The sequence below is a fragment of the Streptomyces sp. NPDC045470 genome (assembly GCF_040646595.1).
GTDB lineage: Bacteria > Actinomycetota > Actinomycetes > Streptomycetales > Streptomycetaceae > Streptomyces.
This window is the reverse complement of sequence record NZ_JBEZAN010000001.1, coordinates 780,644-795,307: the sequence shown is the minus strand read 5'-3', so window position 1 is coordinate 795,307 and position 14,664 is coordinate 780,644. Positions and strand designations below refer to the sequence as shown.

General features: G+C 74.0%; 9 protein-coding genes and 1 pseudogene. 6 read left to right on the top strand and 4 right to left on the bottom strand.

All coding sequences use genetic code 11. The features are described from left to right. Window positions 1-123: 123 nt before the first annotated feature. The 5 genes and pseudogenes from AB0A97_RS03475 (at window position 124) to rbsK (ending at window position 7,963) form a co-directional block, all read left to right on the top strand. The gene (locus tag AB0A97_RS03475; RefSeq protein WP_361145225.1) at window positions 124-573 is read left to right on the top strand and encodes a hypothetical protein; all 450 of its coding nucleotides are present in this window, start codon (window positions 124-126) and stop codon (window positions 571-573) included. Window positions 574-2,062: 1,489 nt separating this feature from the next. Further along, entirely contained in the window at window positions 2,063-3,097 is a 1,035-nt protein-coding gene (locus tag AB0A97_RS03470) for a LacI family DNA-binding transcriptional regulator (protein ID WP_361143821.1), read from the top strand. Next, window positions 3,094-4,953 carry a sugar ABC transporter ATP-binding protein gene (locus AB0A97_RS03465; RefSeq protein WP_361143818.1) on the top strand — a complete coding sequence of 620 codons (1,860 nt, stop codon included), beginning with the start codon at window positions 3,094-3,096 and terminating at the stop codon, window positions 4,951-4,953. Before AB0A97_RS03470 ends, AB0A97_RS03465 begins: the two co-directional genes overlap by 4 nt. Continuing rightward, a pseudogene (locus tag AB0A97_RS03460) lies at window positions 4,943-7,056 on the top strand (substrate-binding domain-containing protein). The gene AB0A97_RS03465 and the pseudogene AB0A97_RS03460 overlap by 11 nt, the downstream one beginning before the upstream one ends. Window positions 7,057-7,063: 7 nt before the next feature. Continuing rightward, the gene (gene rbsK / locus AB0A97_RS03455) at window positions 7,064-7,963 is read left to right on the top strand and encodes a ribokinase (protein ID WP_361145222.1); all 900 of its coding nucleotides are present in this window, start codon (window positions 7,064-7,066) and stop codon (window positions 7,961-7,963) included. A 140-nt stretch (window positions 7,964-8,103) separates the two neighbouring features. Here rbsK and AB0A97_RS03450 read toward each other — a convergent pair whose 3' ends face one another. The 3 genes from AB0A97_RS03450 to AB0A97_RS03440 form a co-directional block, all read right to left on the bottom strand. Continuing rightward, window positions 8,104-8,883 carry a carbon-nitrogen hydrolase family protein gene (locus AB0A97_RS03450; RefSeq protein WP_361143815.1) on the bottom strand — a complete coding sequence of 260 codons (780 nt, stop codon included), beginning with the start codon at window positions 8,881-8,883 and terminating at the stop codon, window positions 8,104-8,106. Further along, entirely contained in the window at window positions 8,880-10,208 is a 1,329-nt protein-coding gene (locus AB0A97_RS03445) for a pyroglutamyl peptidase (RefSeq protein WP_361143812.1), read from the bottom strand. Before AB0A97_RS03445 ends, AB0A97_RS03450 begins: the two co-directional genes overlap by 4 nt. A gap of 74 nt (window positions 10,209-10,282) precedes the next feature. Then, on the bottom strand, window positions 10,283-10,942 hold the full coding sequence (locus AB0A97_RS03440) for a helix-turn-helix domain-containing protein (protein ID WP_361143809.1): 660 nt from the start codon (window positions 10,940-10,942) through the stop codon (window positions 10,283-10,285). Window positions 10,943-11,073: 131 nt separating this feature from the next. On the opposite strand from AB0A97_RS03440, the gene AB0A97_RS03435 reads away from it, so the two are divergent. Next, window positions 11,074-13,641 carry a glycoside hydrolase family 3 C-terminal domain-containing protein gene (locus AB0A97_RS03435; protein WP_361143806.1) on the top strand — a complete coding sequence of 856 codons (2,568 nt, stop codon included), beginning with the start codon at window positions 11,074-11,076 and terminating at the stop codon, window positions 13,639-13,641. 90 nt (window positions 13,642-13,731) lie between these two features. Here the strand turns inward: AB0A97_RS03435 and AB0A97_RS03430 are convergent, their stop codons facing one another. Next, entirely contained in the window at window positions 13,732-14,484 is a 753-nt protein-coding gene (locus AB0A97_RS03430; RefSeq protein ID WP_361143803.1) for a DUF4097 family beta strand repeat-containing protein, read from the bottom strand. Window positions 14,485-14,664: the final 180 nt, after the last annotated feature.

Below are 14,664 nucleotides of genomic sequence, written 5' to 3'. Positions count from 1 at the left end.
GGCGGTCGGGCATCGGCTGGCGACTGGGTGTCCGGCGACGGTTGGCCGTCGGCTGACGCGAGGCTTCGGGCTGAGGGCCGCACTCCTGGAGGGGGTGCGGCCCTTGGTCGTTCCTGCTTCGGCCTGGACTTGGTGGGGTCGCTGCCGTACGTGCGTGTCGCGAGTGCTTCGGCAGAGGGTTGGCAGGCGGCCCTCGATCTCATCGCGGAGAGGGGCTGGCGGCGCCGGCGCTCCGAGGGGGAGACGGTGCTCCCCGTGCCCCGGGCGGAGTCTGTGCTGTCCCGCCCCGCGGGTGCGTACGCCGAGTGCCCGGAACTGCGGGTGCGGATGACTGCCGAGGTGTTGGCGATCTTCCGATCCCGCGCCGACGACGAGGTCGTCTTCGTCGTCGACCTGCGGGAGTTGCAGGGCCGGAAGCGGCTTGGGGTGTTCCGTGGCTTCCTTCGGGAGATAGGGCGGTGGCTGCGCAAGCCCGTGCCGATGGACCCGGCAGGCGACTACGGCCATCCGGTGCTCGGCTTCGACGTCGAGACCGATCGAGTCGTTCTCCTCGCAGACCCGCAGGTCAGGTGACTGAGGCCGGTGGCTGCGGGCCGTAGGAGGTCCCGTCACGGAGTGTCGCGGGCGGGACGTCGGCTTGGGCCAGCGAGGCAGGGGAGGGCTTGGGTGCGGCGTTTTCCCTGGGCGACCGACCTGTCGTAGGAGGAGGTCAGGTCCGGAAGGCGGGGGTGGCCAGGCCGAGGAAGGCGCCGGTGTCACCGATGCCGTTGATCGCCGGCCGCGTGCATCCTCTGCTCGTCCCCGTCCGGCCGTCCCACGGCAGCGATCGATCGCCCCATCCGCATGATGAGCGGCCTTCCGGTCTGCGGAAAGGCCGCTGGTCATGCTCTTGGCCGGCGGCCAGTCGATGCTTATGGAGCCGGGGACATCACCTCTGGGCCACGCGTCCGGCGGGGAGAGAGTCATGCCTGCTCCGGGGTCGGGAGCCCCTTTGTGGGCTGCCGGTGGAGAAGGGCTGAAGGGGCTGGATGGGATGGATGGGCTGGATGGGCTGGGGGGCTACCCCGGGGAGGTGGTCTGCTCGGAGCGGCCTGCCCCGTGGGCTGCTCCTTCGGGGGGCGGCTTGCCCCGGGCCTGCTCCTTCGAGGGCGGCTTGCGTGGGAGAGTGGACGGTCTGCTGCGGGGGCGCCTGGCCTGGGTGTCGGTCTGCCCTGAGGGTGGTCTGTCCCCGGGGTCCCGAGAGGTGGTCTGTCCCGGGGCCCCGAGGGGTGGCCTGTCCCGAGGGGAGTCCCCGAGGGGCGGTTTGTCCCGGGGGAGTCCCCAAGGGGTGGCCTGCCGCCGGAAAGTCTCCGAGGGGTGGCCTGTCCCAGGGGAGTCACCTGAAGGGTGGCCTGTCCTAGGGGAGTCACCTGAAGGGTGGCCTGTCCTAGGGGAGTCACCTGAAGGGCGGTCTGTCTCAGGAACTGCCCCCGGGCACGGTCTGTCTCAGGAACTGGCCCCCGGGGCGGCCTGTCCAGAATCTGTCCCCCGAGGGGCGGCCTCTGTCGGGGCTTCTCCCGGGGGCTTCTGTCCTGGGGCGGCCTTCCCCGGGCGGCCTCCCCTGGGTGATCTACCCGGGCGCCGGTCTCCCCGGAGTGCTCCGGAGGGGGCGGGCTGTCTTGGAGCGGCCCGCCCAGGAGCGGTTCCTTGGGCGCCCCGAGAGGCGTTCCGCGGCCCCAGGGGCAACCCGCCCCAGGGCCGGAGCGGCGCCCACCCGGTGTCAGGTTCGCGCCAATGCCGTAAACGCTCTGGGGTGTCGTGCGGGCGATGGCTAACGTGGTGGCGCGAGGCGTCCGAGGGGTCGAGTGACGGGCGAGCCGAGCGGTGTACCACCGCCTGCCGTCACCCCTATCGGACTCTCCTGTGACGCAGGCCACTCTCGCGCCGTCTTGACGGCGGAGTCGTGTAATCGATTACGTAAGCCCACACGAAATCGATTACACGCCGTTGTGCGATCGAGACGCCCTGCGCCGTGGTGTCCTCGACCTGCCTGCGCGGACCTGCATGGAAGGGCTGGGGCGGGATGGCGAAGATCAAGGATGTGGCCGAGCGGGCCGGGGTGTCCGTGGCGACCGTCTCCCGGGTGCTGAACGGGCGGAGTCCGGTGACCGAGACGCGTGAGCGGGTGCTCGCCGCCGTCGAGGAGCTGGGGTACCGGCCCAACAACGTCGCCCGCGCCCTGCGCACCGCCCGTACCGGCACGCTCGGACTGGTCATCAGCGACCTGACCAACCCGTTCTTCACCGAGTTGGCCGACGCCGTCGAGGACGCCGCGCGCGGCCTCGGCTACAGCCTGATCATCGGCAACGCCGCCGAACGCACCGCTCAGCAGGACGACTACATCCGTACGCTGCTGGACCGCCGTATCGACGGCCTGCTGGTCAGCTCGGCCGGTGCCGGCTCCGCGATGCTGCGCGAGGTCGTCGCCTCCGGCACGCCGCTGGTGCTGCTGGACCGGATCGTGCCGGGCGTCGACGCGCCGTGCGTACGGGCCGACGGCGCCGCGGCGCTCACCGACCTGGCCGCCCACCTCGCCGCCCTCGGCCGGCGGCGCCCCGCGGTCATCGTGGCTCCGGCCGGTACGCCGACCGGCGACGAGCGGCTGGAACTCTTCCGTACGGCGCTGGCCGCGCACGGCATAGCGCTGCCGGACGAGCGCGTCGGCTCCACGCCCGACCTCCAGCCCACCGGCGGCCGCGCGGTGATGCGCCGCCTCCTGGACCTGCCCGAGCCGCCCGACGCCGTACTGGCCACCGACAACCTGATGGCGCTCGGCGCGATGGACGAGATCCGCGCGCGCGGACTGCGCGTCCCCGACGACATGGCGCTGGTCGTGTACGACGACGTGCCCTGGTTCGCACACACCGACCCGCCGCTCACCGCCATCGCGCAGCCCACCCGCGAGCTGGGCCGGGCCGCCCTGCACACCCTGCTGGAACGGATCGAGGGGCGCGCGCCCGGCTCCGTGCTGCTGCCGGCCCGCCTCGTCACCCGCCGCTCCTGCGGCGAACCGGGCACCACCCGCGAGGAAACCCAAGAGGAGGAGGGCAGCGCATGACCGACGTCAACGACGACGTTCGGGACGACGCACCGGCCGGCCGCGAACTGCTGCGCATGGAGGGGGTGACGAAGTCGTTCCCCGGCGTGCGCGCGCTGGACGGCGTGGACTTGAGCCTGCGCGCGGGCGAGGTGCACGTCCTGCTCGGCGAGAACGGCGCGGGCAAGAGCACCCTGATCAAGATGCTCTCCGGCGCCCACCGCCCCGACGCGGGCCGCATCCTCGTGGCCGACGGTCCAGGCCCGATCGGTGGCCCCGGTGGATCCGGCGGCCCCGGCGGCCCTGGCGAACACAACGGTCCCGGTGGGCCCGGCGACCACAGCAGAACCGTAGGCCACGTCGGCAACGGCGGCCTCAGCCGTTCCGGCGATCACGTCGGCCCCGGTGCCCCCGACACCACTCCAGCCCCCGGCACCTCACGCGCCACCCCTCCCGACGCTCTCCACGAGGTGCACATCCGCACCGCGCAGGACGCCGAACGGCTCGGTATCGCCACCATCTACCAGGAGTTCAATCTCGTCCCCCGCCTGACCGTCGCGGAGAACATCTTCCTGGGCCGGCAACCCCGCACCGCGCTCCGTCTGATCGACAAGAAGGCCATGCGGGCGCGCGCCGCCGAACTGCTGCGCCGGGTACGCCTGGACGTCTCCCCGGACACCCCGGTCGCCGAACTGGGCATCGCCCGGCTCCAGATGGTCGAGATCGCCAAGGCGCTGAGCCTGCGCGCCCGCGTCCTGATCATGGACGAGCCGACCGCCGTTCTGACCTCCGATGAGGTCGATACCCTCTTCACCATCGTGCGCGAACTGCGCGCCGGCGGCGTGGGGATCATCTTCATCACCCACCACCTGGAGGAGATCCGCGCCCTCGGCGACCGCGTCACCGTACTGCGCGACGGCCGCTCGGTCGCCGAGGTGCCGGCCGGTACGGACGAGGACGAGCTGATCCGCCTGATGGTGGGCCGGGACATCGCCGAGCAGTACCCGCGGCAGCGCCCGGACGAGCCCGGCGCGCCGCTGCTGCGCGTCCGCGGCCTGACGAGGCACGGCCTCAACGGCACGCCCGTCTTCGAGGACATCGGCTTCGAGGTGCGGGCCGGTGAGGTCGTCGGCCTCGCGGGCCTGGTCGGCGCCGGCCGTACCGAGGTCGCGCGGGCGGTCTTCGGCGTGGATCACTACGACGCCGGGAGCGTCGAGGTCGACGGGCAGGTGCTGGCCCCCGGCGACGTACGGGCCGCGATGCGCGCCGGGCTCGGCCTGGTCCCCGAGGACCGCAAGGGCCAGGGGCTGGTCCTGGACGCCTCGCTCCAGGACAACCTGACGCTGGCCCGGCTGGACCGCGACACCCGCGGCGGCCTGGTCGACCGGCGCGGCCAGCGGCGCGCTGCCGCTGAGGTGGCCGCCCGGCTGAAGGTACGGATGAGCGGCCTGGGGCAGCACGCCCGGACCCTGTCCGGCGGCAACCAGCAGAAGGTCGTCATCGGCAAGTGGCTGCTGGCCGACACCCGGCTGCTGATCCTGGACGAGCCGACGCGCGGCATCGACGTGGGCGCGAAGGTCGAGATCTACCAGCTCGTCAACGAGCTGACGGCAGCCGGCCGCGCGGTGCTGATGATCTCCAGCGACCTGCCCGAGGTGCTCGGTATGAGCGACCGGGTGCTGGTCATGGCCCAGGGGCGGCTCGCCGGTGAACTCTCCGGCGACGAGGCGACGCAGGACGCGGTGATGGAACTGGCGGTGCGGTCCGACGCCGACGCGTCCGGACCGCACGGGACGGCACCGCACGGGACGGCGTCGCGCACGTCACCGCACCCGACGACGAACGAGAGCGCGAAGGAGGGCTCCGATGTCCGCTGATGTGAAGACGGGAGCGGCCGCCGAGGCGGTCGGCACCGCCCCGCCCGACGACGGCTTCGGCCCCTGGTTCACCCGGGCGGTCCTGAAGAACGGCCCGCTGGGCGGCCTGATCGCCCTGATCGTGGTCATGGCGATCCTGTCCGGGGACTTCCTGAACGGGCAGAACCTCCTCAACGTCGGCGTCCAGGCGTCCGTCACCGCCATCCTCGCCTTCGGCGTCACCTTCGTGATCGTCTCGGCCGGCATCGACCTGTCGGTCGGCTCGGTGGCCGCCCTCAGCGCCACCGTGGTCGCCTGGGCCGCGACCGACGCGGGCCTGCCGGTGTGGGCCGCCGTCCTGCTGGGGCTCGCGCTCGGCGCGGCGGCCGGCCTGGTCTCCGGCGCGCTGGTCGCGTACGGGAAGCTGCCCGCCTTCATCGCCACCCTCGCGATGCTCTCCGTCGGCCGCGGCCTCGCTCTGGTGATCACCGGCGGTACGCCGATCGCCTTCCCCGCCTCGGTCAGCAAGCTGGGGGACACGCTGGGCGGCTGGCTGCCCGTTCCGGTCCTGGTCATGATCGCGATGGGGCTCGTGGCGGCGCTGGTCCTCAACCGGACGTACGCGGGCCGCGCGATGTTCGCGATCGGCGGCAACGAGGAGGCCGCCCGGCTCTCCGGCATCGACGTCAAGCGCCGCAAGCTGGTGATCTACGCGATGTCCGGACTGTTCGCGGCGGTCGCGGGCATCGTCCTCGCGGCCCGGCTGACCTCCGCCCAGCCGCAGGCCGCCGTCGGCTACGAACTCGACGCCATCGCCGCCGTCGTGATCGGCGGCGCCAGCCTCTCCGGCGGCTCCGGCAAGGCGTCCGGCACCCTCATCGGCGCCCTGATCCTCGCCGTGCTGCGCAACGGCCTGAACCTGCTGAGCGTCTCGGCGTTCTGGCAGCAGGTGGCCACCGGTCTGGTCATCGCGCTGGCGGTGCTCCTGGACACGCTGCGGCGCCGGAGCGCGCGATGAGGTGGCCCAGGGGACCGCTCGACGGCGGTACGCCCAGGACGGGTACGTACAGGACGGGTACGCCCGGGAAGGGTACGCCCGGGAAGAGTACGTCCGGCAGGGCCGCGCCCGGTGGGGGTACGGGCTCGTTCCGCGAGCGGCGTACGGAGCCGCTCGACAGCGGTACGCCCGGCAGGGGCACCGACTCGCTCCGCAGGCGTACGGGCCTGCTCGGCGCGGCTGTCCTGGCCGGTGCCCTCGCCCTGTCCGGCTGCGACCGCGGCGGCGACACCGACCTGGGCCTGGCCCTCTCCACCCTGAACAACCCGTTCTTCGTCGCCGTCCGTGAGGGCGCGCAGGCCGAGGCGGACCGGCGCGGCCTGCACATCAACATCACCGACGCGCAGAACGACCCGATGCAGCAGATCAACCAGATGGAGACGTTCACCAGCCAGGACGTCAAGGCGGCGATCATCAACCCGGTGGACTCCGACGCCGCCGTGCCGGCCGTCGGGGTCGCCAACCGGGCGGACGTGCCGGTGATCTCCCTGGACCGCGGCGTCAACGGCGGCCGGGTCGGCTCGGCCATCGCCTCCGACAACGTCGCGGGCGGCCGGCTCGCCGCGAAGACGCTGGCCGAGTCCCTCGGCGGCAAGGGCAAGGTGGCCTTCCTGGAGGGCCAGCCCGGCACCTCGGCCGCCCGGGAGCGCGGGCAGGGCTTCGAGGAGGGCATCAAGGCGTACCCGGGCATCCAGGTGGTGGCGCGGCAGCCCGCCGACTTCGACCGGGCCAAGGGCATGGACGTGATGTCCAATATGCTCCAAGTACACCGGGACATCGGCGGCGTCTTCGCGGCCAACGACGAGATGGCGCTCGGCGCCGCCAAGTCGCTGGGCGCCCGGGCGGGCAAGGACGTGAAGATCGTGGCGTTCGACGGGACGCCGGAGGGCGTCGCGGCGGTACGCGGCGGGACGCTGACCGCCACGGTCGCCCAGCAGCCCAAGCTGCTGGGCAGGCAGGCCGTGGCGCAGGCGCTCAGGGCGGCGCGCGGCGAGCGGCTGCCGAAGCAGGTGAAGGTGCCGGTGGTCCTGGTGACCGGCAAGAACGCGGCGGAATTCGATGGGTGAGAAGCAGATGTACGACGTACTGGTAGTGGGCTCGGCCAACGCGGACCTGACGGTCCGGGTGGCGCGGCGGCCCGGCGCGGGCGAGACCGTGCACGGCTCCGACCTGGTCGAGTCGGCGGGCGGCAAGGGCGCCAACCAGGCGGCCGCCGCCGCCCGGCTCGGCGGCCGGGTCGGCCTGCTGGCCCGGGTCGGCGACGACGCGTACGGCGAACTGCTGCTGGACGCGCAGCGCGCCGCGGGCACGGACGTCGCGCACGTGATCGTCGAGTCCGGCACCCGCACCGGCACCGCGATGATCATCGTGGGGCCGGACGGCGACAACAGCATCGTCGTCTCCCCGGGCGCCAACGCGGCGCTCACCCCCGCGGACGTGGCGGCCGCCCGCGACGTCATCGCCGCGTCCGCCGCCGTCTCCCTCCAGTTGGAGGTGCCCGTGGAGACGGTACGGGCCGCCGCCGCCACGGCCACGGAGACCGGCACCCGGGTCGTCCTCAACCCGTCCCCCACCCCCGACAGCCTCGACCCGGAGCTGCTCGCCGCCGCCGACCCCCTCGTGGTCAACGAGCACGAGGCGCAGCAGCTCGCGGGCCGCACCGAAGGCACCCCGGAGGACTGGGCCCGGGCGCTGCGCGAGCAGGGCGCCCGCTCGGTCGTGGTCACCCTCGGCGGCGACGGCGCGCTGGTCGTGGACGGCGAGGGCGGCACCGGCCGGGTCCCCGGCGTGAAGGTCGAGGCCGTCGACACCACGGGCGCGGGCGACGCGTTCACCGGCGCCCTCGCGACCCGCCTGGCCGGCGGCGCCTCCCTCACGGACGCCGCCCGCTTCGCCGTACGGGTGGGCGCCGCGGCCGTCACCAAGCCGGGCGCCCAGCCGTCCTACCCGACGCTGGACGAACTGCCGTCCTGACCGGCGGGCACGGCCGCGGGGACGCGGGCGGGGCGGCCGTACGCAGGCCGTCCCGCCCGCGCCCGCTCACCTGTGGTGCCTCGTCAGCGATGTGGAGCCGCCTTCCGCAGACCGCCGCCGGACGTTGTCCCGGTCACGGATCACCGGTCGTTCACCCGCTCCCGTATGCCTTCCGCACCCGCCGCCACATGCCCGGCGGCCCGGCCCACCTCGGCCACGGCCGGCCCGGCCTCGTCGGCCAGGCGCGCGAGGCCTGTCCCGTCCGCCGCCCAGATGCCGCTGTACCCGCAGGCCACGCTCTCGCTCCCCGGGCCGACGCCGTTGGCGAGCAGTACGTCGAGCCCGGTGTCCCGCGCCTTGGCGGCGTACTGCTCCGTGCGCTCCACCGAGTCGTGGAACGAGCTGGCCAGATACACCTGGCAGCCGTCGGCCGCGGCCTGCTCCGCCACCTCGGGGAAGGCGTTGTCGTAACAGGTGGCGAGGGCGAACTTCAGGCCGCGGAAGGTGAACCGGCCGCCCGCGTCCGTCCCCGCCGTGAACAGGCCGTTCTCCCGGCCGTACAGGTGGTGCTTGTCGTAGCGGGTCAGCAGCGCGCCGTCCGGTCCGTACACGAACGAAGCGATGGTCATGCCGTCCGCCGTCCCCGCCGGGCCACGGCCCGGGCCGTTGACCACCGCGGCGACGCCCGCCGTCCGGCACGCGTCCCGGACGGGGGCCAGCCGCGGGTCGTCCGGCGCGAGGGCGTACCGCTCCGGGGCGGCGGCTATCGCGTCGAGCTCGTAGTTGGTCAGGGCCAGCTCGGCGAAGACGACCAGCTCGGCGCCGCGGCCGGCGGCCTCGGCGAGCAGAGTGGCCATCCGCGCCGCGTTGCCCTCGATGTCCCGGGACGCGGACGGGAATTGCGCTGCTGCGACGATCATTTCTCCATGATGCCCGGTGCCACTGACAACGCGGCGGCCAGGAGGCTCCGCACCTGCCCGGTGATGGCCGTCCGGTTCCGTACGAAGTCGGGATCGGTGACCGTGCCGGTCGCCGGATCGGTGTTCCCGGCGCCGAACTGGAGGACCGGCGTGTGCAGATGGCCGCCCGGCACCTTCAGCTTCAGCGCGTCCCGCAGCAGCGTCGCCCGGTAGCCGATCTCGTTGGACAGGTAGTCACCGCCGCCGCCCGCGCGGGCCGTGGAGCCCGGCGTCGGCCCGTCCGGCCGCTCGACGGGTGCCCCGCCGCCCGCCGGGATCTCGGTCACCTCCGTGTTGTCCCGTACCGGGAACGGCCCGGTGGCGGTGGTGGTGAGCTGCGCGTACGGGAGGGTCGTGGTGGTCCACTGCGGCTGCGGCCGTACGGTCGGCACGCCCTTCGGCACGGGCACCGTCCCGGTACGGGACACGCGCGCGTTGTCCGGATAGCCGCCCCGCCAGGCGCCGTTCGTCCGCTCCAGGTCGAACCGCCCCGGCCGTCCCTGGCTGACGGTGGTGAACAGGTCCACCTGCCGCGGCCCGCGCCGGAAGTGCGGCAGCAGTGTCCGCTCCACCGTGCCCGCCGCGAAGTCCGCCCACCGTACGGGGAAGACGGCGGTCTCGATCCGCGCGAGCCGCCCGGAGGACGTACGGACCGTCGTACCGTCCAGCGCGAGCGCCGCGGCCCCCGACGGATTGCTGCGGCGGGAGTCCGCGTCCAGCTGGAAGGGGTCGAAGCCGGTCACGACGACGCGCAGGGTCCGCTTCCCGGCGTGCCCGCCGCCGGGCAGGTCGATCGAGTCCTGCCCCCGCGACCCGCGCTCCAGCGCCCCCGCCAGTGTGTTCCGTTGGCCAACGGTCAACCGGAACGGCGGTTTCCACTCGCGCAGCGCCTCGGTCATGCCCAGCCGCGCCCAGTACAGCGGCCGGTCGTCGTCCCGGCTCAGGTCGCCGCCCTGCGGCCCTCGCCCCTGGACGCGGTCCACCGCGCGTCGCCACAGGCCGCGTCCGGCCTCCGTGACGTACCGTTTCGCCGCCCCGTACGAGTGCACCCGTGCGAGCCCGTCGCCGAACGTCCCGGCCACGTCGGCGAACCCGCTGCGCCGCAGGATCTCCTGCGGCGCGCGCTGCGACAGCCGCTGCGCCTCGACGGTCGGTGCGGCCGACGCCGGCCGGGCGGTGGCGGCGGCGGGGGAGGCCGCTGTGGCGGAAGGGGCGGTGAGGGCGAGCGGGGCCGCGGTCAGCAGCGCGGCGCCGAGCACACCCATCCTGGTGCGTATGCGTCTCATGGGGTGAGTAAAGCGGCGCCGTACCGTGCGCGGAAGGGGTTGATCCTCTTCCTTCCCGCGCGGACCGGCCGCCGTCAGCCCTCGACCGCACCCTCGCCGGCCGCCGGAGCGCCACCCTCCCCGTCGGCCGCCCCGAGCAGCGACAGGAAGTCCCCGAACGCCGCCGGCATGTCCACCTCCGCCGGATCCAGCAGCCACTGCAACTGGAGGCCGTCCATCACGGCGGCCAGCAGCGGCGCGGCCCGCTCCGGTGTCAGCCCGCCCGGCAGCCGGTCGCCGTACTCCGCCCGCAGCACCCCGGCCAGCGCCTCCCGCACCCGCCGGAACCGCCGCTCGAAGAAGTCACGGGCCGGGTGGTCCTCGGTGACACTGTCCCCGGCCAGGACCGTGTACGTCTGGACGACCCCGGGCCGCCCGGCGTTGTACTCGACCAGCCCGGCGAGGGTGTCCGTGCGCCAGGCGCCGGTGGCCGCCGCCGCGGCCGTGTCCCAGCGGTCGCGCGCCTCCAGGACGCCGACCAGCAGCAGTTCCTTGCTGGGGAAGTGGTGCAGCAGGCCCTGCTGGGTCAGTCCGGCGCGCTCGGCGACGGCGGCGAGTGACGTACCGCGATAGCCGCGCTCGGCGATCAGCTCCATGGCGGCCTGGAGGATCGCCTCGCGCCGCTCCGCGCGCTGTGCCTCGCGTCCACCGCCGCTCCGGCGGCCGCCCGGCCGTACCTGGTCCCGTGCAGTCACCGGGCGAGCGTAACCCCGCCCGCCCCGGTCATAAGGTAACCAGAAGATAACAGTACCTACCACTTGCCAGGTGAACCGGTCACAATCGGGCTCAGGGGCCCGGAGCCGCTCGTCACGCCAGGGAGAGCCGTATGACCGACCACCGAAGCGCCCACACCGCGGCAGCCGCCGTGGCCGTCGAGGAGGCCCTCGGGAAGCTGGACCTCGACACCAAGGCCGGGCTGCTGTCCGGGCAGGACGTCTGGACGCTGCCCGCCGTACCGGAGATCGGGCTGAGGTCCCTGGTCATGTCGGACGGACCGATCGGCGTGCGCGGCCAGGGATGGGGTGCGGAGGATCCGTCCGTCGCCCTGCCCAGCCCCACCGCGCTGGCCGCCACCTGGGACCGGGAGCTGGCACGCCGCGCGGGCCGGCTGCTCGCCCAGGAGGCGCGCCGCAAGGGCGTGCACGTCCTGCTGGCCCCCACCGTCAACCTGCACCGCTCCCCGCTCGGCGGCCGCCATTTCGAGTGCTTCTCCGAGGACCCGTACCTGACCGGTGTGATCGGCGCGGGGTACGTCGCCGGGGTCCAGGACGGCGGGGTGGGGGCGACCGTCAAGCACTTCGTGGGCAACGACGCCGAGACCGAGCGCTTCACCGTCGACAACCGGATCGCTCCCCGGCCGCTGCGCGAGCTGTACCTGGCGCCCTTCGAGCACATCGTCGAAACCGCCCGGCCCTGGGCCGTCATGACGGCCTACAACCAGGTCAACGGCGTGACGATGACCGAACACCGCGAGCTGGTCGACGGCGTCCTGCGAGGCGGGTGGGGCTTCGACGGGGTCAACGTCTCCGACTGGACGGCGGCCCGCGACACGGTACGCGCGCTGCGCGGCGGCCTGGACCTCGCGATGCCGGGGCCGCACACGGTCTTCGGCGCACCGCTCGCGGCGGCCGTCCGGGACGGGCGGGTGACGGAGGACGAGGTGGACGACGCGGTGCGCCGCGTGCTCCTGCTCGCCGCCCGCACGGGCTGCCTGGAGGGCGTCCCGGCCGCCGTCGCCCCCGAGGACGTACCGCGGCACATCGACGGCCGCGCACTGGCCCGCGAGATCGCCCGCCGCGCCTTCGTCCTCGTACGCAACGAACCGGTCGCACGCGACGAACCGGTCGCACGCGACGAACCGGCCGTACGCGACGAGCCCGCACCCACCCGGAACGACACCCCGCCCCGCGCCCTCCCCCTCACCCCCCACTCCCTCCGCAAGCTCGCCGTCATCGGTGCCGCGGCCAAGGACGCCCGGGTGCTGGGCGGCGGCTCCGCCACCGTCTTCCCCGAGCGGATCGTCTCCCCGCTGGAGGGCCTGCGCGCCGCCCTGCCGGACACCGACGTCACCTTCTCGGCCGGCGCCGACCCCCGCACGAAGGTCCCGCACGCCCGCGCGGGCTTCGAGCTGTGCGCCCGTTACTACGGCGCGGACGGCGCGCTGCTCGCCGAACAGCCGCAGTTCGACGGCAAGGTGCAGGCCATGGGCCGGTTCCCGGACGGTGTCACACAGCGCAACCTGCACACCGTGGAGCTGGCGGGCACGTTCACCCCGCAGGCCGACGGCGCGCACACCTTCGCCGTCTCCGGCACCGGCGAGCTCCGGCTGACCGTCGGCGGCCGGGTGCTGTTCGACGCCCCCTGTGCCCCGGACACGGACGACCCGTTCGAGGCGTTCATGAACCCCGCCGAGCACCGCGTGCAGGCGGAGCTGACGGCCGGACAGACCCTGCACGTGGCGCTGCGGTTCGTCCCGCGCGGCACCGGTCTCGGCGCCGACCTGCCCGTACTGACCTTCGCGCTCGGCCACGCGGAGCCGCGGCCCGACCCGGACGCGGAGATCGAGGAGGCGGTACGGGCCGCCACGGCGGCGGACGCCGTGGTCGTGGTCGTGGCGACCACCGAGGAGACCGAGTCGGAGGGCTTCGACCGTACGGGCCTGGCCCTGCCGGGGCGCCAGGACGAGCTGGTCTCGCGGGTGGCCGCCGCCAACCCGTACACCGTCGTGGTCGTCAACGCGGGTTCCCCGGTGGAGCTGCCCTGGCGCGCGGAGGTGCCCGCCGTCCTGCTCGGCTGGTTCCCCGGGCAGGAGGCGGGAGCCGCACTGGCCGACGTCCTGCTGGGGACGCACGAGCCGGGCGGCCGCCTGCCGACCACCTGGCCCGCCTGCCTGGCGGACGCCCCGGTCACCCAGGTCACCCCGGCCGACGGCCGGATCGCGTACGAGGAGGGCGTCTTCATCGGCTACCGGGCCTGGCAGCGCCGGGCCCGCGAGGAGGCGGGCCCGGCACCGGCGTACCCCTTCGGGCACGGACTGGGCTACACCGACTGGAGTTACGAGTCCCTGGAGGCGACCCCGGCCCGCGCCCGGGTCCGGGTGCGCAACACCGGCACCCGCCACGGCCGTGAGGTCGTACAGGTCTACCTCGCGCCCCTGGACCGGGTCGCGGGCCTGGCGCCCGCGGACCGCCCGGACCGATGGCTGGCCGGGTTCGCGACGGTGGAGGCGGCCCCGGGCGAGACGGCCGAGGCCGAGATCGTGCTGCCGCGCCGTGCCTTCGAGATCTGGGACGAGGCGGCCGGTGCCCGCCGTTTCGTGGACGGTACGTACGCGATCGAGGCGGCCCGCAGTGTCACCGACCGGCGGCTGGCCGCGCAGGTCACCGTGGCCTGACCGCGCGGGTCACGACGGTCCGACCGCGCGGGCCACCACGCTCCGGTTGCGCGGGGCGCGACGGCCTGCCCGCGCGGCGCCCGCGGCACCTCAGCCCCCGGCCCGTACCTCCACGTCGCCCCCGTCGCTGTGCACCTTGATCTTGTGCGGCGACTTGTTGTCCACGGTGCCGGTGACCCGGCGGTTGCCACCGTCCGTGGTGGCGTCCACCGCGTAACGGCCCTGCGGGACCCGGACCGTGACCGCGCCGCCGCTGCTCCGGCCGTCCACCCGGTCCGGTACACCGGTGAAGCGGGCGTCGATCTCGCCGCCGTCGGTGTCCGCCGTCGCCTGCTTCGCCGTGCAGTCCCGCAGGTCGATGTCGCCGCCGTGGGTCTTCGCGTCGACGGCCCCCGAGGCGCCCTCGACGTGGATGTCGCCGCCCTCGGTCCGCAGCTTCACGGCGACCGACCGCGCGACCCTGACCTCGTAGGCGACGCTGCACTTGCCCCGGATTCCCGCGCAGTCGTCCGCGGTGAGCTTCAGGCTGCCGCCTTCGAGGGCGTGCCGGGTGCCGGGCTTCCGCTCGCCGTACGCCAGCCGTTCCGTCACTTTGACCCGGTCACCGGCCGTGTCGTCCGCGACGACCGTGATGTTGCCGCCCGGCGTCGTCACGTCCAGCGTCGTCGTTCTGCCCTCGACGGTGTAGCTGCGCTCGGTCTCGGTGACCTTTTCGGTCAGCTCGCAGCCGGTGACCGCGACGGTCACCGTGACGAGGGCGGCCGTGGCGAGGGCGACACGGGTGGTGCGGTGCCCCGGTCTGGTGGTGCGGTGTTCCGGCCTGGTCGTACGGCGTGCGGTCATGGTGGGTCCCCCCGGGTACGGAAAGCGGTGTGCGGGCGTGCGGAGCGGTGTACGGGCCCCGGGCGCACCGTGGTTCGGGCCGACTGCCATCCTCCCGCGCCCCGTGTTTCCGCCGGATCCCCAGCAGGAACGATCTGCCCGGCCTTCCCCCTAAGGGTGTCCGTGCCGCCCCGTCAGGGC

Coding starts and splice junctions, on each gene's coding strand:
- AB0A97_RS03470 (WP_361143821.1), top strand. CDS start 2,063: ATGGCGAAGATCAAGGATGTGGCCGAGCGGGCCGGGGTGTCCGTGGCG.
- AB0A97_RS03465 (WP_361143818.1), top strand. CDS start 3,094: ATGACCGACGTCAACGACGACGTTCGGGACGACGCACCGGCCGGCCGC.
- rbsK (WP_361145222.1), top strand. CDS start 7,064: ATGTACGACGTACTGGTAGTGGGCTCGGCCAACGCGGACCTGACGGTC.
- AB0A97_RS03450 (WP_361143815.1), bottom strand. CDS start 8,883: ATGATCGTCGCAGCAGCGCAATTCCCGTCCGCGTCCCGGGACATCGAG.
- AB0A97_RS03445 (WP_361143812.1), bottom strand. CDS start 10,208: ATGAGACGCATACGCACCAGGATGGGTGTGCTCGGCGCCGCGCTGCTG.
- AB0A97_RS03435 (WP_361143806.1), top strand. CDS start 11,074: ATGACCGACCACCGAAGCGCCCACACCGCGGCAGCCGCCGTGGCCGTC.
- AB0A97_RS03430 (WP_361143803.1), bottom strand. CDS start 14,484: ATGACCGCACGCCGTACGACCAGGCCGGAACACCGCACCACCAGACCG.